A 20,187-nucleotide genomic window follows, 5' to 3' on the forward strand; every position below is an offset into this window, starting at 1 on the left:
GTGGAAGTCACTTCCGGGAATGGTAGATCCGGATCAGTTCTCGGCGATCCAGCTTCCCGTTCCCGGTGACGGGAAGTTGTTCAATCAAGGTGATCGTCGAGGGAACCGCGTAGGCGGGAACCCGTCCCCGCATCTGTGCAGCCAGGGCGTCGTAGTCCGGACATCCCGGTTCAGCCACGATGAATCCCCGCAACTCCGGATTCTCACCCGTCGTGTCAGCCACCGCCGCGGCTGCACGGACACCGTCAAGCCCACTCAGTGCTGACTCAACCTCACCGAGGGTCACCCGGTTACCGCGGATCTTCACCTGATCATCGACCCGCCCGGCGTAATACATCTGCCCTCGGTGCCAGCCCGCGAGATCACCGGTCCGGTACATCCGCCCACCGACGTCCCCCTCGAAGGGGCTGGGCACAAACGTCCGGGCGGTGAGCTCCTCATCGCCGATGTAACCGGCGGCGAGCTGCACGCCGGCCAGATACAGTTCCCCGGTTTCATCGTCGCCGACCTCATTACCCTCGGCGTCGAGAATATGGACGGTGACATTGTCCTCGGGCAGACCCAGCAGACAGGTACCCTCTGGACAGGGCGGGGTCGAATCCGCAGTGTATTCGACACAGGTTACATCCATGGCCGCCTCCGTCGGACCGTACAGGCCCAGTATCCGGCATCCGATCTCATCCAGGCAGCGCTGCGCCAGATCCGTCGGGACGGCCTCCCCGCCGAGCAGCAGGAACCGGAGTCCGTTCAGTGCATCGAGAGAGTCCCCGAAGTCCTCAAGAACCTCAGCAACGACCCTCATGTGGCTCGGCACCATGGACAGCACCGTGACCCGGTTGTTCCGGATGACTTCCACAAAACCGTCGACATCCCCCGGCCACCAATCTGCCGGGGGCAACACGACGGCACCGCCACCGGCCAGCGGAGTGATCATCTCCGCAACACTCACATCGAATCCCACGGGCGCCTTCTGCATCCACCGGAAATCCTCGACCGGCCCCAGCGTGCGCACGAACCACTGCATGTGGGCGGCCGCACCCCGGTGGACATTCAGGACACCCTTCGGGGTGCCCGTCGTACCGGAGGTATAGATCAGGTAGACCCCATCCTCCGGGGTTACCGGCCGGGTGAGCTCCTCCGGCTCGACCGTGGAAGTGTCCCCCTCCGGAGCCAGGGGAACCGGAATCACCGGCAGATCCGTGCCGGGAATCTCCACGTCGCCGACTGTGAGCACCAGAACGGGATCAGCGTTCTCGAGTATGAACGCGATACGCTCCGCCGGGTGCGAGGGATCCACCGGGGTATAGACGCCACCGGCGCGGATCACAGCCGCTGCGGCGATCGGCAATGCGGCCGACCGGCGAGCGACAACCGCGACCCGGTCCCCTGTCGAGACACCCGCGTCGAGGAGAGTCCGAGTGAACGCATTGACTCGGGAGTCGAACTCACCGTGGGTCAGGGTCGCGTCAGCCGCGACCACCGCGTCGAGATCCGGGTAACACCGTGCAGCGAGCCGGATCATCGCGTCGACGGTCTCGGGTTCGACCGGGACCGCCGGACCACGGTTCCTAGCGGGCACCGGGCGCATCTGGTTGGGAGAGGTCGAGATCATTGGTCCATTCTCGTCTATCAGTCATAGTTGGCTTACGTCAGCCCGTCATCACGGGACGGACAGATCAGGCACGGTCACAGGTAGCCGGAGACCCCGCGGAAACCAATCCGTCATCATTTCCGGAGAGACCACCGAGAACCCTATCCGCGAGGAGCCCCAGACAACTGAGGTTGCCGAAACCCGGCCCCTGATTGAAACCCGCGAGTGTCGGGAGAACAAGAGTGGAGTTCATCCCATCAACCGTGAGATCCCTGCGGATACTTCCCTCGATTCCGGCCACAAGACCCCCCTTACTCGCGCCATCACGTTGGTCCATCCCGGCCGCGGTCGCAAGTTGCGCACATGCTTCCGTCCCCAGCAGGCCGAGGAACCAGGACGGGTCCGCGCCACGGGCGTCAATGACCGTATCCACCACGATCGACCCTGCGGGGTTCTCGACATGGACGACCGGCCCCGTCGCCCCCATCTTGACCGTCGAGACCGACCCCATGACATGTCTACACCGACCGTCACGACTGATCAGTTCGAGCGACTGTAGCGAAAGAACTCCTCTGTCCGTTCGACACAGCATCGCACGCCTCGTCGCGGCGTCCAGTGTGGTCCACACATCGGGATCCGTGTACAACCCGTTTTCCTGGAAATTCTCTCCTCGTGAGAGCAGGCACGCGGTAGGTGCGACGGTGATGATCTCTGAGACACGGTGAACAGTGAGCTCCTCGATGATGCTGGCAGCGGTCTCTCCACCACCGACAACACAGACACGCCCCGTGAAACGAGCGTCAGCGGCCACCCGAGCCCAGAAACCCGCGACACTCAGAACATTGCTGTCCTGGAGAAAACGTCGGTCACTCGTTCCCGGCCCCGTGAGCATGAGAGCCTCCGAAGAGAGAAAACTCGGGGCCCCCGAGATCGTGTCCTCGACCCGAATCCGCCAGCCCTCGTCAATCGCCTCGGCATTGGTCACTCGTCCCGGTACCGGACTCAGCTCAATCCGGTCACCGACCCAACGCAAATAATCGGCCCACTCACAATGCATCGGTTGGGGGCGACCCCGGTCAATCCAGTCCGCGTAGCTGCCCGTGTCAATGAGATGGGCCGCCCATGAGAGATCGGCCATCTCTCGGTCAATCCTCGCATCAATATCCCGGTCACCGGTAAGTTCGGTCCGATAGGGGAAGCCCACGTCTTTTTCAGGGGGGGTGCCCAGCCGGTGGCGACCGTCGGTCCAACCCCCGGAGGCCAACCAGTGCGCACCGATGCCATGGGGGTCAACAACGATTATCTCCGGCACCTCCAGTCCGAGGCGTCCGGCGACGTGGGCTTTGGCAGCCACCGCGACCGCCTTGGGGCCTGCTCCGACGATGGTGAGGGTACTCACTGGGCTTTTCTCGTTCCTGTATATTGGGGGTTCTTCCGTCCGCCAGATCCGACGGCATAACAGCGCGTGAAAACCACATACGGGTCCACGACATCAGAGGATCGCTACCCGCCGTAGGGCAGCCTTAGCTTTTAGCTCGTATCTACCTTACATTGCCGGCAGACTCATCTAATATCCAGGCCCCTGTCAGGGCCTTCCATCTAATCTCAGTATCCGCTTAGCTAATCCTCCATCCTCCCCCTTCGCACACTTCAGAAGCCATTTCTCGGAATCCCAATGAAGAATGTGCCAGATACGCACCCCAAGGAAGTCACGCGCCGCACAGATATGACCAGTGGTGACGAGACTGTCGCTCAGAGCCCCGCGCATGAACTCCTCGAAGATCTAGATACCGACATTCTTCCCGGATAGGAAACTCCCCGTTGATGGCGAAGATACCGACATCAACGGGGAGCACTATCACCCCGCGTGATCTGCCAAGTCCGTTGGGGCCAATGCGAGTAACTCACCTACACATGTTCCTGTTTCCCTGCCTACACAGAGAGCCCGTGGCTACGCGGGAAGGTCAGGACTTTCCCTCCCCCGAGGACCCGGTACAAGAAGGCGTCATTGATTCTCACCTCACTGCGGTCAGTGAATATCCGGATGCCTAATCCGCAACCGACGCCACTGCCGCGGGGTTGACTGCCCGGGCGAGACGAGTGAAAAACAACGAATGCCCCAACCAGAAACTGGTTGGGACATTCGTTTGATCGTCCGTTCACGGTATTTCCGGATGAACCAGAAAGGGCGAACAGTTGATTCCGGTAGAGAACTAGCGTGCCTTCTCGACGATGTCGAGGAGACGGAAGTGCTTGTCCTTGCTCAGCGGGCGGGTCTCGATGATGCGGACGAGGTCGCCGACGCCGGCAGTTCCGTCCTCATCATGGGCCTTCACGCGGCTATTCGTGCGGATGGTCTTGCCGTACAGCGCGTGCTGACGACGATCCTCGAGCTCGACAACGATGGTCTTCTGCATCTTCGTCGAGACAACGTAGCCGGTGCGGACCTTGCGGGCGCCCCTCTCGTTGGTGGATTCCTGGTTGTTCACGTTTGCCTCACTCATGATTAGCCTTCAGCTCCCGGAACGACGGACAGACCCAGCTCACGTTCACGGATGACCGTGTAGATACGGGCGATGTCACGCTTGACCGTCTTCAGGCGACCGTTGTTGGTCAGCTGGCCGGTGGCCATCTGGAAGCGGAGGTTGAAAAGCTCCTCCTTCGCCTCGTTGAGGCGGGTGACAAGCTCCTCGGCGTTGAGCTCGCGGAGCTCGAATGCGGGGGTACCGTTAGCCATTAGAGCTGGTCCTCCTTCTTGATGATGCGGACCTTGCAGGGCAGCTTCTGGGCTGCGCGACGGAGTGCCTCGAGGGCGACTTCCTCGTTGGCGTAGCTCATCTCGAAGAGGACGCGGCCGGGCTTGACGTTGGCCACCCACTTCTCGACGGGGCCTTTACCGGAACCCATACGCACGCCAAGCGGCTTCTGGGTCAAGGGACGGTCCGGGAAGATGTTGATCCACACCTTGCCACCACGCTTGACGTGGCGGTTGATCGCGATACGCGCGGATTCAATCTGACGGTTGGTGATGTAGCACGGCTCAAGAGCCTGGATACCGTAGTCACCGAAGGTAACGCGGTTTCCGCCCTTGGACACACCTGTCCGGGTGGGACGATGCTGCCGGCGGTACTTGACGCGCTTAGGGATAAGCATCTGTCTAGCCCTCCTGCTTCTGCTCGGCGCGCTGGCGACGCTGGCCACCACGGCGCGGACGCTCGCGACGCTCGGCGCCACCACGACCACGACGGTCGGACGGAGCGTTCATTTCACTCTCGCGCTTGCCGCCAACAACGTCACCCTTGTAGATCCAGACCTTCACGCCGATACGGCCGAAGGTGGTGTGGGCCTCGTAGGTGCCATAGTCGATTTCCGCACGCAACGTGTGCAGCGGAACTCGGCCCTCATGGTAACGCTCGGTGCGGGACATCTCAGCGCCGCCGAGACGACCGGAACACACGACCTTGATGCCCTTGACCTGCGGCTGGCGCATCGCGGACTGGATGGCCTTACGCATCGCACGGCGGAAAGCCACACGGTTGGTCAACTGCTCCGCGATGGACTGTGCCACCAGTTGAGCGTTGGCGTCGATGTTCTTGACCTCAAGGATGTTGAGGGCGACCTGCTTGCCGGTGAGCTTCTCGAGCTCGCCGCGAATACGGTCGGCCTCGGAGCCACGGCGACCAATCACGATACCCGGACGGGCAGTGTGAATGTCGACGCGAACCCGGTCCCTCGTGCGCTCGATGACGACATCGGCGATGCCGGCGCGATCGAGGCCCTTGGACAGGAAATTACGGATCTTGATGTCTTCAGCGACGTAATCGCTGTACTGCTTATCGGCGTACCAGTGGGACTTCCAGTCGGAAGTGATGCCCAGCCGGAGGCCGTGGGGATGAATTTTCTGGCCCACTACTGAGCACTTCCCTTCTGGCTCTCAACAACCACGGTGATGTGGCTGGTGCGCTTGCGGACGTGGAAGGCACGACCCTGGGCGCGCGGACGGAAACGACGCATCGTCGGTCCCTCGTCGGCGTAAGCCTCGGAGATGACGAGTGAGTCGCGGTCCAGGCCGAAGTTGTTCTCGGCGTTTGCGGCCGCTGAAGCGACGACCTTGGCAACCGGCTCGCTGGCCGCCTGCGGAGCGTACTTCAGGATGGCCAGGGCCTCGGCCACGGACTTGCCGCGGACCAAATCAATAACCCGGCGTGCCTTCATCGGGGTGACGCGGACGTAACGGGCGGTCGCGCTTGCGGACGTGATGGTGTCTTCGCTCATCGCTTATCGACGTCCCTTCTTGTCGTCCTTGATGTGACCCTTGAAGGTCTTGGTCGGGGCGAATTCGCCCAGCTTGTGTCCGACCATCGAGTCATCCACGAACACCGGGACATGCTTGCGACCGTCATGGACGGCGAAGGTGTGTCCGATGAAATCGGGGAGAATGGTGGACCGACGGGACCAGGTCTTGATGACCTGCTTGGTGCCCTTCTCGTTCTGTGCATCAACCTTGGCGAGGAGGTGCTCATCGACGAACGGGCCTTTTTTGAGGCTGCGTGGCATTGTCTGTTACCTCCTAGCGCTTCTTGTTCTTGTTGCTGCGGCGACGACGCATGATCAGCTTGTCGCTCGGACGATTCGGGCGGCGGGTCCGGCCTTCAGGCTGGCCCCACGGGGAAACGGGGTGACGACCACCGGAGGTCTTACCCTCACCACCACCATGCGGGTGGTCGACGGGGTTCATGACGACACCGCGGACGGTCGGACGCCAGCCCTTCCAGCGCATACGACCCGCTTTACCCCAACGGATGTTGATCTGGTCGGCGTTACCGACCTCACCGATGGTGGCACGGCAGCGGATGTCAACGCGGCGGATTTCGGAGGAGGGCATACGCAGGATCGCGTATTTGCCTTCCTTACCGAGAAGCTGGATGGACGTTCCTGCGGAACGGGCCAGCTTGGCGCCGCCACCGGGCTTCAACTCGACACAGTGCACGGTGGCACCGGCCGGGATGTTGCGCAGCGGCAGGTTATTGCCGGGCTTGATGTCTGCATTGGCGCCAGCTTCGACGATGGCCCCCTGACGCAGGTTGCGGGGAGCGATAATGTAGCGCTTCTCACCATCAACGTAATGCAGCAGGGCGATGTTGGCGGTGCGGTTCGGGTCGTACTCGATGTGAGCGACCTTAGCCTCAACGCCATCCTTGTCGTGCCGCCGGAAATCAATCAGGCGGTACTGGCGCTTGTGTCCACCGCCCTTGTGACGGGTGGTGATGTGGCCGTGAACGTTACGGCCGCCGGTCTTGTGCAGGGGGCGCAGCAGCGACTTCTCCGGCGTCGAGCGAGTGATTTCCTCGAACATCGACACGGAGCTTGCGCGCCGGCCCGGCGTAGTCGGCTTGTACTTGCGAATAGCCATTGGTTCTCTAAGTCCTTACCTTCGGCGCGCTTACGCGGCCGAACCGCCGAAGATGTCGATGGAATCGCTGCCTTCAGCGAGCGTCACGAAGGCGCGCTTGGTGGCCTTGCGCTGACCGAAACCGGAACGGGTGCGCTTACGCTTGCCCTCACGGTTAGCGGTGTTCACGCTGGCGACCTTCACACCGAAGATCTGCTCGACGGCAATCTTGATCTGGGTCTTGTGGGCGTCCGGGGAGACGAAGAACACGTAGGTGCCCTGCTCCATCAGTCCGTAGGACTTCTCGGACACCACCGGGGCGATGATGATGTCACGCGGGTTAGCGATCGTGCTCATTAGTTCTCCTCCTCCTTGACCGCGCCAGTGGCCCGGTTGATGAAGGTGGTCAGAGCCTCAACGGAGAACACGATGTCGTCCGACTTGAGGACGTCGTAGGTGTTCAGCTGATCCTCGGTGAGGATGTGCACGCCCGGAAGATTTCGGACGGACTTCCACGAGGTGACGTCTTCACGGGTGAGGACGACCAGCACGTTGCGGCGTTCGGTCAGACGCTCGATGAAGGCACGGGCCGACTTCGTCGACGGCGTCTGGCCCTCGACCAGTTCGCTGACAACGTGGATGCGCTCATGGCGAACCCGGTCGGTCAAAGCCCCGCGAAGCGCGGCTGCCTTCATCTTCTTGGGGGTGCGTTGGGAGTAGTCGCGCGGCACGGGGCCGTGCGAGATACCGCCACCGGCGAAGTGCGGGGCACGGATCGAGCCCTGACGAGCGCGACCGGTTCCCTTCTGGCGGAACGGCTTGCGGCCGCCCCCGGACACCTCTGCGCGGGTTTTGGTGGAGTGCGTGCCCTGGCGCTTGGCCGCGAGCTGTCCGAGGACGACCTGGTGCATCAGCGCAACTGATGCCTCACGGTCGAAAATCTCGGCCGGCAGCTCGACCTGGCCGGCGGTTGCTCCGTCGGCCTTCTGGACGTCAAGCTTGAGATTGGTCATGCGTGTGCACCGCCCTTCACTGCGGTTTTAACGGTTACGACGCCGCCACGCACACCAGGGATCGCACCCTTGATGAGCAGCAGGTTGGCATCGGCATCAATCTTCTGAACCTTAAGGTTCTGGGTGGTGACGCGCTCATTACCCATACGCCCTGCCATCCGGGTGCCCTTGAAGACACGTCCGGGGGTCGCGCAGGCACCGATACCGCCGACACGACGGTGTGCGGCCTGGTTACCGTGGGAGGCGCCCTGACCGGCGAAACCGTGGCGCTTCATAGCACCGGCGTAGCCCTTACCCTTCGATGTTCCCGTGACGTCAACGAAGGTGATGCCTTCAAAGATGTCGACGGTGACGTCCTGTCCGAGCTCGTACCCGGAGACATCGTCCATACGAATCTCCGCAACGTGCCGACGGGGGGTAACGCCAGCCTTCTTGAAGTGACCACCGGCAGGCTTGTTCGCCTTACGCGGGTCAATGTCGCCGTAGGCGATCTGGATGGCGTTGTAGCCATCATTTTCGATGGTGCGAATCTGGGTGACCACGCACGGCCCAGCTTCGACGACGGTTACCGGAACAACCCGGTTGTCATCGTCGAAGACCTGGGTCATACCGAGCTTGGTGCCCAGAATGCCCTTGATCTCTGTTTCACTCATTACTTATTCTCCACTGGCTGAAAGACTGGTTACGCGATCACTGAATGTTGACGTCGACACTTGCGGGAAGGTCGATGCGCATGAGCGCGTCAACCGTCTTCGGTGTCGGGTCAAGGATGTCGATGAGACGCTTGTGAGTGCGCATCTCGAAGTGCTCGCGCGAGTCCTTGTACTTGTGGGGAGAACGAATAACGGCGTAAACGTTCTTTTCAGTGGGCAGCGGCACCGGGCCGACGACACGTGCACCCGTACGGGTGACCGTCTCGACGATCTTGCGCGCGGACGCGTCGATCGCCTCGTGGTCGTAGGCCTTCAGCCTGATGCGGATCTTTTGTCCCGCCACGTTTGTCCTCTTTCTTCGCTTCCCCACATCGCGATGATTGGTGGGGGTCGCTGTTGTCATCTCTATAACGTTGTCCGGCCGTGTCTCACGGAAACTCGGGCGCAACGCCAGTTGTCTTGACCTGAACCTGTCTGGAAACCTGACCGGGCCTTCACCGGATCACATGAACCACAAACAACTCCCCCAGCAATGCGACACAGAGACCAATTTCCTTCTGGCCCGGCTAACCGAGCGGGGAAAGGTTACTGTGAGCTTATGAGGTATGTCAGGTCGTCGGGATGAGGTCCACTCGACGTCAGGTGTGGGGAATAATTAGTGAGAAGTACTCACCGGCCGCAACTGACGTGGGCGGGCATCCTGCCTACTGCCGCTGTTTATTTGCCATGTTCCCGTGATGTTTCCCGGCCTCCACTTCCCGGCCGCTGTGCGACCAAGAGTGCGGAGACACCGAGATCCCTTTGATGACCCGATAAATCCGGGAAACCAGAGGCACCAGGTGCCATGTTTGCCTCACCAGCGATTTACCCTTGGTTGACTCAATAACCGACAGTAGCCAGTCAAGTCGTCGCAAGCGTAAAAATCGTGTTGAAGCAACCCAAGCATTGAAACACAGCACCGGCCTGCTGGCAAGCCAACCCCCGGAAAGTGACAAACATGTAACGTATTGCACACAGGGCGGCGAGACTGCCAAACCCTCACCTAGTATCGACCTAGTGCACCGCCAACATGGTGCATCCCCAATCACCTGACTACATGAGGAGCATCTCAATGAGCGAGACCAAGTCCGACAGCAAGACCCCCGCCACCGTCGAAGACAACAGCCCCGAGTACAACTCCGCACTCGAGACCGAGCACGGCCGCACCCACATCGACGATGTTGTCGTCGCCAAGATCGCAGGCATGGCAGCCCGTGAGGTTTCCGGTGTCCACGCACTCGGGGGCGGTGCAGCCCGCGCCCTCGGCGCTCTGCGCGACATGGCCGGTTCCCGTGTTGACGTCCGCCAGGGTGTTTCCGTAGAGGTCGGTGAAACCCAGGCCGCCGCCGATGTCGCGATCGTCGCCGAGTACGGTGTTGCGATCCACGAGCTCGCCGACGCCATCCGTCGTAACATCATCAATGCCATCGAGCGTATGACCGGGCTTGAGGTCACCGAGGTCAACGTGACCGTACACGACGTCCACCTGGATCTCGATGACGACAAGAGCGATGACGACGAAGAGACCAAGGAGCTCGAAGCTCCCGAGGCCCAGACCGATCACGCTCCCCGCGTCAAGTAGGAATTCCGTGCAACCTGATCCCCTATCCCACGAGCAGGCCGAAGCACTTCGGGATGAGATTCTCTCGGTCCCCGGAGTCTCCGGCATGCACGGCGGGCAGTTTGGAGAGGTTGCGATGCTCTATCCGGGAGCACGGGTACGTGGGCTTCACCTGCTCACGCCCCGTGGCTGCCCGGATGAGGCACGGATGGAAATCCATCTCATCGTAGATCTGTCACAACTCCCGGACCTCGGCACACTCGCCGGGGAAGTTCGCACCATCGCAGAAAAGTACATCACCCAGCCGGTTGACGTCTTCTTCAGCGACGCTGAATGACCGGAAGCCCGCCTTCACTCCGTTCTCCACGCCTTCTTCCCACAACACTTCAACTCTGAAAGAGTGTCATGAAATCTCTTACCGTGACCGGACTAATCCTCGGCTTCGCTTTTGCTTTTGCCGTGATCTTCGGTGGCTTGGTCGGCTTCCTCTGGGCACTGCTGTTCGTTACCGTTGGTGGCGTCATCGGCGCCCACTTTGAAGGAAAAATAGATCTCCGCGCAGTCATCAACGGCTCCGGCAACAGGGGGTAATCTCGTTGACGAAACGTTCTGGAAGGTCCCGCCCCTCCAAGCGCCGTTCACCCGGCTCCGAAGCTTCGGCCAACGAGGAAAAAACTTCTATCACGCCGGAGCCGACTGACGCTGAGACTGTAGAAGCCCGTCTCCGTGCCGAAGCCGAACGCCGGGCAGACGAAGCCCTCATCGAAATAGCCCGCGAAGACGCCAAGGTCGACGAAGACCGCCGCATTCTCCGGGAGAATGGAATCCTCGTCGACGGTGACAAGTCCGCTACGGGTTCCGGCGACGCCGCAGCACGCGAGGATACGACGTCGACATCTCCGGAAACGTTTTCGTCCGAAACACCGGCACCGAAGGAATCACCAGAGAACCCGGAGCTATCAGGTGATCAAGTAAGCTCTAACCCCTCCGCGCTCTCGACCCATCAGGAGCTCACCTCCGAACCCCGGGTGTCAAAGACCGAAGACCGTTCGATGACAGCGCGATCAGTCACCACGGATGACAGCCACACGGATCACCCGGAGAATCACGTTGGATCCAGTGAATCCAACACTTTTGATGACGAATCCGGAGACAACGACCTCTCCATTGCTCCTGATATCGAGGGCGGGGATGGCGACTCCGAAGATGCCGGCTCTTCTCCGGCAGGAGAATCCCCGGATTCCGAGGCCGAAACGTCTTCCCAGTCTTCCGACGATAATCACGGTTCCGAGACCAAGCGCGTCGCAGTCCCCGAACGCCTGGCCCCTCCCGATGAGCCTGAAGACGACAATCCGAGCCGCGGTTGGGTAAAGATCTCCGAGAAGACCGTCACCAAAATTGTGCGGCAGGCTGCGGCAAGCGTCCCCGGGACAACCGAGCATTCCGGAGGCCTCGACGTATTGGGGCGCGGATACCCTCGTTTCGATGTCGAGCTGGATAGTAACTCGGACGCTGTCTCCATTGATGCCTATGTCGCAGTCATCTGGCCGTCGCCCGTGACCCGCGTGGCCGAGACCGTACGGACAGCTATTTTTGACTGGATCCGTGATATGACCGATATCCCGGTCGTTCGAGTCAACGTCACCGTCGGTCCGATCGTCCCTGGTGGAGAGCGTGTCACCGAGGCTGAACTCATGTCTTTCGACACCACCCCTCCGCTCCGACCCGTTGTCGTGACCGCCAGGAACGCATCTCTCGATGAAGTTCGATGCAGCGGGGAGTACGAGAATCTCCGAGAAATCGTCGTTCAGACCGGGAATGGGGAGCTTGCTCCTATTCGGGTCTCAGAGTCTGATCACTGCGAACTTCGAGAGATTGGGGTTGCCCCCGGTGGTGACCTAGCAACGATCTCTGCGGCTGAACCAAAGGATCTGCGGAAGATCTCTGTGACCGGTGAAGCCGCAACTTCGGTATTCTCTCCAACCGTCTCATCCGACACCGAGCTGCGCCCCATAACAGTTCCCAAAGCTCAACCCCTGAAAGAAATCTCGTTACCCGCGCCCACTCCGCTACGGGAGATCTCCTCAACCGAACTCCCGACGTACACCGTTGCGGTTCCTCCTGCTCGACAGGTAATTTCCGTGCGCGTGCCCGATGCTCCAGAGCCTCGGTCAGTCGAATTGCCGCACCCCGCACCGTTACGGAAGGTCGAGACCCCGAAGGCGCGTCGGCTCCGACGCGTCCATGCTCCGGATACCCATCGTCTCGCCCAGATTCATGCCGAGGCACCCCGAGTAAGCCCCGTTAAACAACCGACACCGGCCCGGGTACGTCCAGTCAAGCGAAACCCACTTCAGGTGGACAAGAAACCACGTGTGGATAAAAGAGTGGATCGCGTTCGTAGCTCGGCTTCGGGAACTCCGCCAACCCCGAAACTCAAGGAACTTCGGCCGATCACAGTCAAACGCACCACCATCATCCCGGTGCATGTCGACCCTGCCAACGCAAAGGCGGTTTTGAGAGATGAGTGAAATCCAGACGGTTCGGGGACACCGGCCCGCAGCCAGTCCGGTCGCGCGGTATCTGGCGATCCTCCTCGGTGTACTGCTAATCGCAGCGGCTGCTGTCGCAGGTCGCGATCTCTACATTCGTTACACCGACATCGATTGGCAGCCATGGATCTCAACTGCCACTGACTGGATCGGTCATCTGACCTATCGGAGCTGGATGCTTCCTGCTGGTATCGCAACCTTGATTCTCGGGTTGCTCCTGCTCTGGGCATCTCTGCGTCCGCGGACCAAGACCCACCGCGAACTGGATTCGGCCGTAGCGGTCTGGATGCGCCCCGTGGATGTGGCACGGATGTGTACAGCCAGCGCTCAGCGAATCCCCGGGGTCATGGCCGCTCACACTGTGGCCAAGAAGCGAAGCATCAACGTGACCGTTATCGGTAATCCACAGGACTCCGAACTCCGCGACAATCTGCAGCGTTCTCTCGAACCCTTGGTCAGTCTCGTCGGCGGTTCCCCCTCACTAAACGTGAGTGTCCAGAAGAAGGAGACCAACAAATGAGCCATGGACTGGCTTTCGTCGATCGACTGCTCGTGTTCATCATCGGCCTCCTTCTCACGCTCCTTGGGGCCTGGTCGATCGCACTGTTCTTCGATGTTGAACAAGCTGAACGCATCACCGCCTACGCCGACCAAGAAATGTGGCGTAATGCCGCAGACCAAGCATGGTATCTCTGGGCGCTCATCGTTACGGTGGCTGCCGGTATCATCATCGGCCTGTGGCTAATCATCGTGAATGTGCGGCGCCGGTCAGTATCGGTGGTGACGAGTGTTGCCTCGACCGACATGGGAGACATCAGCTTCCATCTCGGTAACCTCGCCGACGCGGTAGCGTTTTCAATCGACGCGGCTCCCGGGGTTTCCAGGGTACGACGACGGGTTGCAGTCGATCGTGGTCTCACCACCATGGAGTTCACCATCGACGCTGACCCCGATTGCAGCGTTCCGGGAATCTACAAAGCGGTTGAACAAGCGGAACGCGATCTTCGGGATGCGGTAAGGGATCGCGAGATCGCAACTTCTTACCGGATACACATCGAGCGCGTACCTCAGAACCACGACGTCTGAACACCAGTATCCGGGCAAGAAATTCAATAATGGTGCCCCTTCTGCTCTCATCCTCTTCCCATCAACCGGTTCGGGAAAACAGAGCAGCAAGGGGTTTTTCCATGTCTAAAGTGCACCCGCCCTGCAAGAGCAACATCAAATAGGGTCTCGGAGCATCGGAATTCAGAACCGACAACGATCCATCCAATTTTTACTGAATACCATGCGAACACTGTATTTTAGACGAATCCTGTTCTTACCGATCCAACAATACTATCTTCGCCGTTGTGGGTTCTGGAGAAGGGAGCCTGTGCAGGCGCTCCGTTCTCACGAAGAATGGACGGAGCAACACCGGGAATACAGGGCGGAAACAACATGCTCCAAACTCTATTTTAATGTCTGCTCCGAATGAGACTGTTTCAAGCACAGCTTCCTCCCTCACTGAACCATGTTTCTTCGCCGCCGACAAACTTTGGTTCAACAGCTTTTATTTGGGCCCGCATACGCGGTCCCACCGGGTCCAGGTATGATCACGGACCGACATTCCGTCCGCCGAGACGAGCCGACATAGGCTGTCCGGCATATTCCGACTTTTTGGTCCAAGGTTCCGGAAATGGACATCACGGGCTACGAAAGACTTCCTTCCGGACATCAACAAGCGCGCCTTCTTCCACCATCCCTGTGACGGCGGCCTCCTCGACAAGCTGTACGACCAAAACGCGCTACCCCCGGATACTGCTACTAAGCCACTGAGAGCCGTTCCGCCCCGAAAAACCGCCTAGCCAGTTTTCCTGAGAAAAGCCCTGCACGGGACTCGACTCACAGCAAAGTGCACCCCACCCCACAATCAAGCCCACCGACTAAAATATATTTTCTCTCTCTCCTCTCCAACGCGAACGAAAAATCCTATAGAAGCACTCCTCTCCCCCGGGGAGAGTAGTTAACAAGCTTCCAAGCGTGCCTTTCCTCACGAGCCATCCCAAGGTAAAACCGGGGAAGAAACCGTACAGAAACGCGTTCCCGGGACCTGTACACAGCGAAACACCCCGTCCCAACACAAAAATGGAAACGGGGTGTTTCATGATCCGGGAACAGCGGGGAATTTACTCCCACGCACTCCCAAGATGGTTCAGATCATCAAATTACTTGGTGATCTTGGTGACGCGGCCTGCACCGACCGTACGGCCACCCTCGCGAATAGCGAAACGCAGGCCTTCGTCCATGGCGACCGGCTGAATCAGCGTGACAGACATGTCAACGTTGTCGCCGGGCATGACCATGTCCGTACCCTCCGGCAGCTTCACGACGCCGGTGACGTCGGTGGTCCGGAAGTAGAACTGCGGACGGTAGTTGTCGAAGAACGGGGTGTGGCGGCCGCCCTCATCCTTGGACAGGATGTAGACGGAACCCTCGAACTCGGTGTGCGGGGTGTAGGCGCCCGGCTTAGCCACAATCTGACCGCGCTCGACGTCTTCACGCTTGATACCACGGAGAAGCAGAGCAGCGTTGTCGCCGGCCTCAGCGGAGTCCAGGAACTTATTGAACATCTCGATGGAGGTGACGGTCGTCTTGATGGACTTCTCGCGAATACCGAGAATCTCGGCCTCCTCGTTGACCTTCAACTGGCCACGCTCAACACGGCCGGTGACGACGGTGCCGCGACCGGTGATGGTGAAGATGTCCTCGATCGGCATCAGGAAGGGCTTGTCCGTCTCGCGCTCCGGATCCGGAACAGCGTCGTCGCAGGCCTGCATGAGCTCAACGATCTTCGCGGTCCACTCGGGGTCGCCCTCGAGGGCCTTCAGAGCGGAGATGTGGATGATCGGGGCATCCTCATCGAATTCCTGCTCAGCGAGAAGCTCACGAACTTCCATCTCAACGAGCTCGAGGATTTCCTCGTCGTCGACCATGTCACACTTGTTCAGTGCAACGAGGATGTAGGGAACGCCAACCTGGCGCGCGAGCAGAACGTGCTCACGGGTCTGGGGCATGGGGCCATCGGTGGCGGCGACAACGAGGATGGCACCGTCCATCTGAGCCGCACCGGTGATCATGTTCTTGATGTAGTCGGCGTGACCGGGGGCGTCAACGTGCGCGTAGTGGCGCTTCTCGGTCTGGTACTCGACGTGGGAGATGTTAATCGTGATGCCACGCTCCTTCTCCTCCGGCGCCTTATCGATGGCGTCGAAGGCGAAGGCCTTGTTCAGATCCGGGTATGCCTCAGCCAGGACCTTGGTGATGGCTGCGGTGGTGGTGGTTTTACCGTGGTCGACGTGACCAATGGTACCGATGTTGACGTGCGGCTTTGTACGCTCGAATTTCGCCTTTGCCACTGTATGTCCTCCTGGACTTCGCGGTGGCTACGACTCTCGCAGCCACATAGGTGGTAGTGCCATACTGTCGGCAGCCCCACGTTTTTGAAAGGGGGCATACGAGTATGACTGGTTCATTTTTGTGCCAGTTACCTGATACTAGGTGCTCAACGCGCAGTTTTCAAACCACGGGTGAGGCCCGTACCTCGGGTAACGGCCGGCTCAACATCCGGTGCCCGGAAATTCAGCGGACCGTTACCCGCGACTGGAAGGTTATAGCGGATTCATCCCAGCGGAACAACTTTGTGTCGCTGGCTATCCGTACCCGGAAAGCTCCGGGCTGGGTGCCCCTGTTTCTTCGCCAACGACGGCGTGGAAGAAACAGGGTCACACGGGCGTCGACTGGGGGACACCCGGGCGAACGGCACCTAGTTGGAGGTGCCGTTACGCTGCGCGATGATCTCCGTCGACACGCTGGCCGGAACCTCGGCGTAAGAGTCGAAGATCATCGAGTAGTTGGCGCGGCCCTGTGTCTTTGAGCGCAGATCGCCGACGTAACCGAACATCTCGGAGAGCGGTACCTTCGCCTTGACGACCTTCGCGCCGGCACGATCTTCCATGGCCTGAATCTGACCACGGCGGGAGTTGACGTCACCGATGACCTCACCCATGTACTCCTCGGGGGTGGTGACCTCGACGGCCATGACCGGCTCCAGGAGTACAGGCTTGGCCTTCGCGACCGCTTCCTTCAGCGCCTGCGAACCAGCAACCTTGAAGGCCATTTCAGAGGAGTCGACCTCATGGTACTGGCCGTCAAGTAGCGAGGCCTTGATGTTGACCAAGGGGAAACCTGCGAGGTAGCCATACTGCATGGCATCGCGGATACCGGCGTCGACAGAGGGAATGTACTCGCGCGGGACGCGACCACCGGTGACGGCATTCTCGAACTTGTAGGTGGCGGACTCGCCCTCTTCAAGATCCTCGGGATTCGGTGAGTACGGTTCAAGAGCGATAACGACCTTGGCGAACTGACCCGAACCACCGGTCTGCTTCTTGTGGGTGTACTCGAGCTTCTCGACGGGCTTGCGGATCGTCTCACGGTACGCGACCTGCGGAGCTCCGACGTTGGCCTCGACCTTGAATTCGCGGCGCATACGGTCGACGAGGACGTCGAGGTGGAGCTCGCCCATGCCGCCGATGACGGTCTGACCGGTCTCATCGTCGAGCTTGACGGTGAAGGTGGGATCCTCTTCCGCGAGCTTCTGGATGGCGGTACCGAGCTTCTCCTGGTCAGCCTTCGACTTCGGCTCGATGGCAACCTGCAGAACCGGATCCGGGAAGTCCATGGACTCCAGGATGATCTGATCATTGAGGTCACAGAGGGTGTCACCGGTGGTGGTGTCCTTCAGGCCGATGAACGCGTAGATATTACCTGCGCGGGCCTCATCAACCGGATTCTCCTTGTTGGCGTGCATCTGGAAGAGCTTGCCGATGCGCTCCTTGTTGCCCTTGGTCGAGTTCATGACCTGGGCACCCGGATCGACACGGCCAGAGTAAACGCGAACGAAGGTGAGCTTGCCGAAGAAGGGGTGTGCGGCGATCTTGAAAGCCAGAGCGGAGAAGGGTTCGTCGACACTGGGCTTACGGGACATTTCGACGGCTTCGTCGCCGACCTTGTGCCCGTGAACCTCACCGATGTCCAGTGGAGTCGGGAGGTAATCGATGACGGCATCGAGTAGGGGCTGGATCCCCTTGTTCTTGTACGCGGAACCACACAGAACCGGGAAAACCTCGGAGTTGACGGTCATCTTACGGATGGCGGCCTTGATCTCGTCGATCGACAGACCCTCGCCCCCGAAGTACTTCTCCATGAGTTCTTCGTCAGACTCGGCGACAGCCTCAAGCAGCTTCTCGCGGTATTCCTCGGCGATCTCCTTGAGATCCTCCGGAATGTCCTCGTAGGTCGGTTCGGTTCCGATGTCGACCTTGCCGCGCCACGTGATGGCGCGCATGTTCAGGAGATCAACGACGCCGTCAAAATCGTCCTCAGCACCGATGGGTAGCTGAAGAACCAACGGCTTGGCACCGAGGCGCTCGATGATGGTCTTCACGGTGAAGTAGAAGTCGGCGCCCAGCTTGTCCATCTTGTTGACGAAGCAGATACGCGGAACTTCGTACTTGGCGGCCTGACGCCACACCTGCTCTGACTGCGGCTCAACGCCTTCTTTACCATCAAAAACAGCGACTGCGCCGTCGAGAACACGAAGAGAACGCTCGACCTCAACGGTGAAGTCGACGTGACCGGGTGTGTCAATGATGTTGATCTGGTTATTGTTCCAGAAACAGGTAACGGCGGCGGAGGTGATGGTGATGCCGCGTTCCTTCTCCTGCTCCATCCAGTCGGTGGTCGAGGCGCCGTCGTGGGTCTCGCCAACCTTCCGGTTGATGCCGGTGTAGAAGAGAATTCGCTCGGTAGCGGTGGTCTTGCCGGCATCGATGTGGGCCATGATGCCGATGTTGCGGACCTTATTCAGGTCGGTAAGCACTTCTTGTGCCACAGTGTTCCCCAAACTCGTTGGTTCTTGGTGATTACCCGGGCGTCTGCTCGGGCGATGTTGTCACCGGTGGATATGAATTCTTTGCCGTACCGCGCCACGGCCCGAAACCCGGGCCAGCCGCTCGTGGAGAGCTTAGGCACCTCAGATGAACCGAAGGTGAACGGCGCCGACCGTCTCGCGACCCGCGACTCATGTCCGAGAGCGGGCCGATAACGGACGACCGTGGATTAGCGCAATGACCCCGACACCGGACCAGGTCTGAATACACACTCCGGATACGCTGGGTATCCAATGAAACGTGCGTGACACGGTGTGTTCGGCGAGGGGGCCATGAGCTGATCTACTGCTGTTACCAGCGGTAATGGGCGAAGGCGCGGTTGGCCTCTGCCATCTTGTGGGTGTCCTCGCGACGCTTCACCGAGGCACCGAGGCCGTTGGCGGCATCCAGAATCTCGTTGGCGAGACGCTCGGTCATCGTCTTCTCACGGCGCTGGCGGGTGAAATTCACGAGCCACCGCAGCGCGAGGGTGTTGGCGCGGCCGGGGCGAACCTCGACGGGCACCTGGTACGTGGCGCCACCGACGCGCCGGGAGCGTACCTCAAGGTCAGGCTTTACGTTGCCGAGAGCCTTCTCCAGGGTGCCGACCGGGTCGGTGCCCGTCTTCTCGCGACAGGCCTCAAGCGCACCGTAGACGATTCGCTGTGCGGTGGACTTTTTACCGTCCAGGAGCACCTTGTTGACGAGCTGGGTGACGACCTCGGAGTTGTAGACCGGATCCTTGACTACTTCGCGCTTCGGCGCTGCAGACTTACGCATGTCTTACTTCTCCTTCTTCGCACCGTAGCGGGAACGGGCCTGCTTGCGGTCCTTGACGCCCTGGGTGTCCAGGGAACCACGTACGATCTTGTAACGGACACCGGGAAGGTCCTTCACACGGCCGCCGCGCACGAGCACCATGGAGTGCTCCTGCAGGTTGTGGCCCTCACCGGGGATGTAGGCGGAAACCTCGATGCCGGAGGTCAATCGAACACGCGCGACCTTACGGAGCGCCGAGTTCGGCTTCTTCGGGGTGGTCGTGTACACACGGGTGCACACACCACGACGCTGGGGTGAACCCTTGAGCGCCGCAGTCTTCACCTTGGTGGTCTTGTCATGGCGGCCCTTTCGGACCAACTGCTGAATAGTGGGCATGAACCGTCTTTCTTGTCTGATCGGCTTCCTCGGTTCGATGACGCCGACCGAGTACTGTACGTTCCTTGCTTGTCGCCTGATCGCGCGAAACGTAATGAAAACGCGCGAAACCCAGTCAGCCGCTCTCGCTGGCCTACCGGGGAAATTCAGGCTCCCACCATGGAGACGTGGGACTAACTAACTACCATACCTCACCAGCCACAGGAATCCAACCTCACCTCCAATACCACGGTATCGGCGGAACAGAGACACCGTTAAA

General features: G+C 60.1%; 24 protein-coding genes. 7 read left to right on the plus strand and 17 right to left on the minus strand.

What is annotated here, in order from left to right:
• Nucleotides 1-7: 7 nt before the first annotated feature.
• A complete protein-coding gene (locus QWU44_RS04740) occupies nt 8-1,612 on the minus strand; it encodes an amino acid adenylation domain-containing protein (protein ID WP_370914561.1) in 1,605 nt (534 codons plus the stop codon).
• A 64-nt stretch (nt 1,613-1,676) separates the two neighbouring features.
• Complete coding sequence (locus tag QWU44_RS04745; protein ID WP_370914562.1) at nt 1,677-2,990, minus strand: lysine 6-monooxygenase; 1,314 nt, start codon at nt 2,988-2,990, stop codon at nt 1,677-1,679.
• 276 nt (nt 2,991-3,266) lie between these two features.
• On the opposite strand from QWU44_RS04745, the gene QWU44_RS04750 reads away from it, so the two are divergent.
• On the plus strand, nt 3,267-3,401 hold the full coding sequence (locus tag QWU44_RS04750; protein WP_370914563.1) for a hypothetical protein: 135 nt from the start codon (nt 3,267-3,269) through the stop codon (nt 3,399-3,401).
• Nucleotides 3,402-3,804: 403 nt separating this feature from the next.
• Here the strand turns inward: QWU44_RS04750 and rpsQ are convergent, their stop codons facing one another.
• From rpsQ to rpsJ, 11 genes are read right to left on the minus strand one after another with little or no spacing between them, the layout of a single operon-like run.
• Entirely contained in the window at nt 3,805-4,095 is a 291-nt protein-coding gene (gene rpsQ / locus QWU44_RS04755) for a 30S ribosomal protein S17 (protein WP_198734952.1), read from the minus strand.
• Nucleotides 4,096-4,097: 2 nt separating this feature from the next.
• Nucleotides 4,098-4,328, minus strand: a complete 231-nt coding sequence (gene rpmC / locus QWU44_RS04760) for a 50S ribosomal protein L29 (RefSeq protein WP_198734953.1) — start codon at nt 4,326-4,328, stop codon at nt 4,098-4,100.
• Nucleotides 4,328-4,744 (minus strand): 50S ribosomal protein L16, encoded by a 417-nt coding sequence (rplP, locus tag QWU44_RS04765; RefSeq protein WP_198734954.1) that lies wholly within the window; start codon nt 4,742-4,744, stop codon nt 4,328-4,330. Before rplP ends, rpmC begins: the two co-directional genes overlap by 1 nt.
• Before the next feature lie 4 nt (nt 4,745-4,748).
• A complete protein-coding gene (rpsC, locus tag QWU44_RS04770) occupies nt 4,749-5,501 on the minus strand; it encodes a 30S ribosomal protein S3 (RefSeq protein WP_198734955.1) in 753 nt (250 codons plus the stop codon).
• Nucleotides 5,501-5,866: a 50S ribosomal protein L22 gene (rplV, locus tag QWU44_RS04775; protein ID WP_198734956.1), complete on the minus strand. Its 366-nt coding sequence runs from the start codon at nt 5,864-5,866 to the stop codon at nt 5,501-5,503. Before rplV ends, rpsC begins: the two co-directional genes overlap by 1 nt.
• A gap of 3 nt (nt 5,867-5,869) precedes the next feature.
• Nucleotides 5,870-6,148 carry a 30S ribosomal protein S19 gene (gene rpsS, locus QWU44_RS04780; protein ID WP_013241207.1) on the minus strand — a complete coding sequence of 93 codons (279 nt, stop codon included), beginning with the start codon at nt 6,146-6,148 and terminating at the stop codon, nt 5,870-5,872.
• A 13-nt stretch (nt 6,149-6,161) separates the two neighbouring features.
• A complete protein-coding gene (rplB, locus tag QWU44_RS04785; protein ID WP_370914564.1) occupies nt 6,162-7,004 on the minus strand; it encodes a 50S ribosomal protein L2 in 843 nt (280 codons plus the stop codon).
• Nucleotides 7,005-7,034: 30 nt separating this feature from the next.
• Nucleotides 7,035-7,340 carry a 50S ribosomal protein L23 gene (rplW, locus tag QWU44_RS04790; protein WP_198739022.1) on the minus strand — a complete coding sequence of 102 codons (306 nt, stop codon included), beginning with the start codon at nt 7,338-7,340 and terminating at the stop codon, nt 7,035-7,037.
• Nucleotides 7,340-7,996 (minus strand): 50S ribosomal protein L4, encoded by a 657-nt coding sequence (gene rplD / locus QWU44_RS04795; protein ID WP_370914565.1) that lies wholly within the window; start codon nt 7,994-7,996, stop codon nt 7,340-7,342. The genes rplW and rplD overlap by 1 nt, the downstream gene beginning before the upstream one ends.
• Nucleotides 7,993-8,649 carry a 50S ribosomal protein L3 gene (gene rplC, locus QWU44_RS04800; RefSeq protein ID WP_370914566.1) on the minus strand — a complete coding sequence of 219 codons (657 nt, stop codon included), beginning with the start codon at nt 8,647-8,649 and terminating at the stop codon, nt 7,993-7,995. The genes rplD and rplC overlap by 4 nt, the downstream gene beginning before the upstream one ends.
• A gap of 37 nt (nt 8,650-8,686) precedes the next feature.
• On the minus strand, nt 8,687-8,992 hold the full coding sequence (gene rpsJ / locus QWU44_RS04805; protein ID WP_003854291.1) for a 30S ribosomal protein S10: 306 nt from the start codon (nt 8,990-8,992) through the stop codon (nt 8,687-8,689).
• A 768-nt stretch (nt 8,993-9,760) separates the two neighbouring features.
• On the opposite strand from rpsJ, the gene QWU44_RS04810 reads away from it, so the two are divergent.
• The 6 genes from QWU44_RS04810 to QWU44_RS04835 all read left to right on the plus strand — a co-directional run bounded on the left by QWU44_RS04810 (nt 9,761) and on the right by QWU44_RS04835 (nt 13,887).
• Nucleotides 9,761-10,270 (plus strand): Asp23/Gls24 family envelope stress response protein, encoded by a 510-nt coding sequence (locus QWU44_RS04810; RefSeq protein WP_370914567.1) that lies wholly within the window; start codon nt 9,761-9,763, stop codon nt 10,268-10,270.
• Nucleotides 10,271-10,277: 7 nt separating this feature from the next.
• On the plus strand, nt 10,278-10,586 hold the full coding sequence (locus tag QWU44_RS04815) for a hypothetical protein (RefSeq protein ID WP_370914568.1): 309 nt from the start codon (nt 10,278-10,280) through the stop codon (nt 10,584-10,586).
• A gap of 83 nt (nt 10,587-10,669) precedes the next feature.
• Nucleotides 10,670-10,840, plus strand: coding sequence for a hypothetical protein (locus tag QWU44_RS04820; RefSeq protein WP_370914569.1), 171 nt, complete (start codon nt 10,670-10,672; stop codon nt 10,838-10,840).
• Nucleotides 10,841-10,845: 5 nt separating this feature from the next.
• Nucleotides 10,846-12,780 (plus strand): Asp23/Gls24 family envelope stress response protein, encoded by a 1,935-nt coding sequence (locus QWU44_RS04825; protein ID WP_370914570.1) that lies wholly within the window; start codon nt 10,846-10,848, stop codon nt 12,778-12,780.
• Nucleotides 12,773-13,321 (plus strand): DUF6286 domain-containing protein, encoded by a 549-nt coding sequence (locus QWU44_RS04830; RefSeq protein ID WP_370914571.1) that lies wholly within the window; start codon nt 12,773-12,775, stop codon nt 13,319-13,321. The genes QWU44_RS04825 and QWU44_RS04830 overlap by 8 nt, the downstream gene beginning before the upstream one ends.
• The gene (locus QWU44_RS04835) at nt 13,318-13,887 is read left to right on the plus strand and encodes an alkaline shock response membrane anchor protein AmaP (RefSeq protein WP_370914572.1); all 570 of its coding nucleotides are present in this window, start codon (nt 13,318-13,320) and stop codon (nt 13,885-13,887) included. Before QWU44_RS04830 ends, QWU44_RS04835 begins: the two co-directional genes overlap by 4 nt.
• Nucleotides 13,888-15,008: 1,121 nt before the next feature.
• Here the strand turns inward: QWU44_RS04835 and tuf are convergent.
• From tuf to rpsL, 4 genes are all read right to left on the minus strand, one after another.
• Nucleotides 15,009-16,199, minus strand: a complete 1,191-nt coding sequence (tuf, locus tag QWU44_RS04840; protein WP_370914573.1) for an elongation factor Tu — start codon at nt 16,197-16,199, stop codon at nt 15,009-15,011.
• 407 nt (nt 16,200-16,606) lie between these two features.
• The gene (fusA, locus tag QWU44_RS04845; RefSeq protein WP_370914574.1) at nt 16,607-18,736 is read right to left on the minus strand and encodes an elongation factor G; all 2,130 of its coding nucleotides are present in this window, start codon (nt 18,734-18,736) and stop codon (nt 16,607-16,609) included.
• Nucleotides 18,737-19,085: 349 nt separating this feature from the next.
• On the minus strand, nt 19,086-19,553 hold the full coding sequence (rpsG, locus tag QWU44_RS04850) for a 30S ribosomal protein S7 (protein WP_370914575.1): 468 nt from the start codon (nt 19,551-19,553) through the stop codon (nt 19,086-19,088).
• 3 nt (nt 19,554-19,556) lie between these two features.
• The gene (gene rpsL, locus QWU44_RS04855; RefSeq protein ID WP_198734971.1) at nt 19,557-19,928 is read right to left on the minus strand and encodes a 30S ribosomal protein S12; all 372 of its coding nucleotides are present in this window, start codon (nt 19,926-19,928) and stop codon (nt 19,557-19,559) included.
• Nucleotides 19,929-20,187 lie beyond the last annotated feature (259 nt).

The sequence above is a fragment of the Corynebacterium sp. CCM 9203 genome, from assembly GCF_041357675.1.
Taxonomy (GTDB): Bacteria; Actinomycetota; Actinomycetes; order Mycobacteriales; family Mycobacteriaceae; genus Corynebacterium.

Excerpts from the sequence above, each read along its gene's own strand:
- rplC (WP_370914566.1), bottom strand. The coding sequence starts at position 8,649 with ATGAGTGAAACAGAGATCAAGGGCATTCTGGGCACCAAGCTCGGTATG.
- QWU44_RS04810 (WP_370914567.1), top strand. The coding sequence starts at position 9,761 with ATGAGCGAGACCAAGTCCGACAGCAAGACCCCCGCCACCGTCGAAGAC.
- rplD (WP_370914565.1), bottom strand. The coding sequence starts at position 7,996 with ATGACCAATCTCAAGCTTGACGTCCAGAAGGCCGACGGAGCAACCGCC.
- QWU44_RS04830 (WP_370914571.1), top strand. The coding sequence starts at position 12,773 with ATGAGTGAAATCCAGACGGTTCGGGGACACCGGCCCGCAGCCAGTCCG.
- rpsS (WP_013241207.1), bottom strand. The coding sequence starts at position 6,148 with ATGCCACGCAGCCTCAAAAAAGGCCCGTTCGTCGATGAGCACCTCCTC.
- rplP (WP_198734954.1), bottom strand. The coding sequence starts at position 4,744 with ATGCTTATCCCTAAGCGCGTCAAGTACCGCCGGCAGCATCGTCCCACC.
- rpmC (WP_198734953.1), bottom strand. The coding sequence starts at position 4,328 with ATGGCTAACGGTACCCCCGCATTCGAGCTCCGCGAGCTCAACGCCGAG.
- rplW (WP_198739022.1), bottom strand. The coding sequence starts at position 7,340 with ATGAGCACGATCGCTAACCCGCGTGACATCATCATCGCCCCGGTGGTG.
- rplB (WP_370914564.1), bottom strand. The coding sequence starts at position 7,004 with ATGGCTATTCGCAAGTACAAGCCGACTACGCCGGGCCGGCGCGCAAGC.
- rpsG (WP_370914575.1), bottom strand. The coding sequence starts at position 19,553 with ATGCGTAAGTCTGCAGCGCCGAAGCGCGAAGTAGTCAAGGATCCGGTC.
- QWU44_RS04740 (WP_370914561.1), bottom strand. The coding sequence starts at position 1,612 with ATGATCTCGACCTCTCCCAACCAGATGCGCCCGGTGCCCGCTAGGAAC.
- rpsQ (WP_198734952.1), bottom strand. The coding sequence starts at position 4,095 with ATGAGTGAGGCAAACGTGAACAACCAGGAATCCACCAACGAGAGGGGC.
- rplV (WP_198734956.1), bottom strand. The coding sequence starts at position 5,866 with ATGAGCGAAGACACCATCACGTCCGCAAGCGCGACCGCCCGTTACGTC.
- QWU44_RS04835 (WP_370914572.1), top strand. The coding sequence starts at position 13,318 with ATGAGCCATGGACTGGCTTTCGTCGATCGACTGCTCGTGTTCATCATC.
- QWU44_RS04750 (WP_370914563.1), top strand. The coding sequence starts at position 3,267 with ATGAAGAATGTGCCAGATACGCACCCCAAGGAAGTCACGCGCCGCACA.
- rpsL (WP_198734971.1), bottom strand. The coding sequence starts at position 19,928 with ATGCCCACTATTCAGCAGTTGGTCCGAAAGGGCCGCCATGACAAGACC.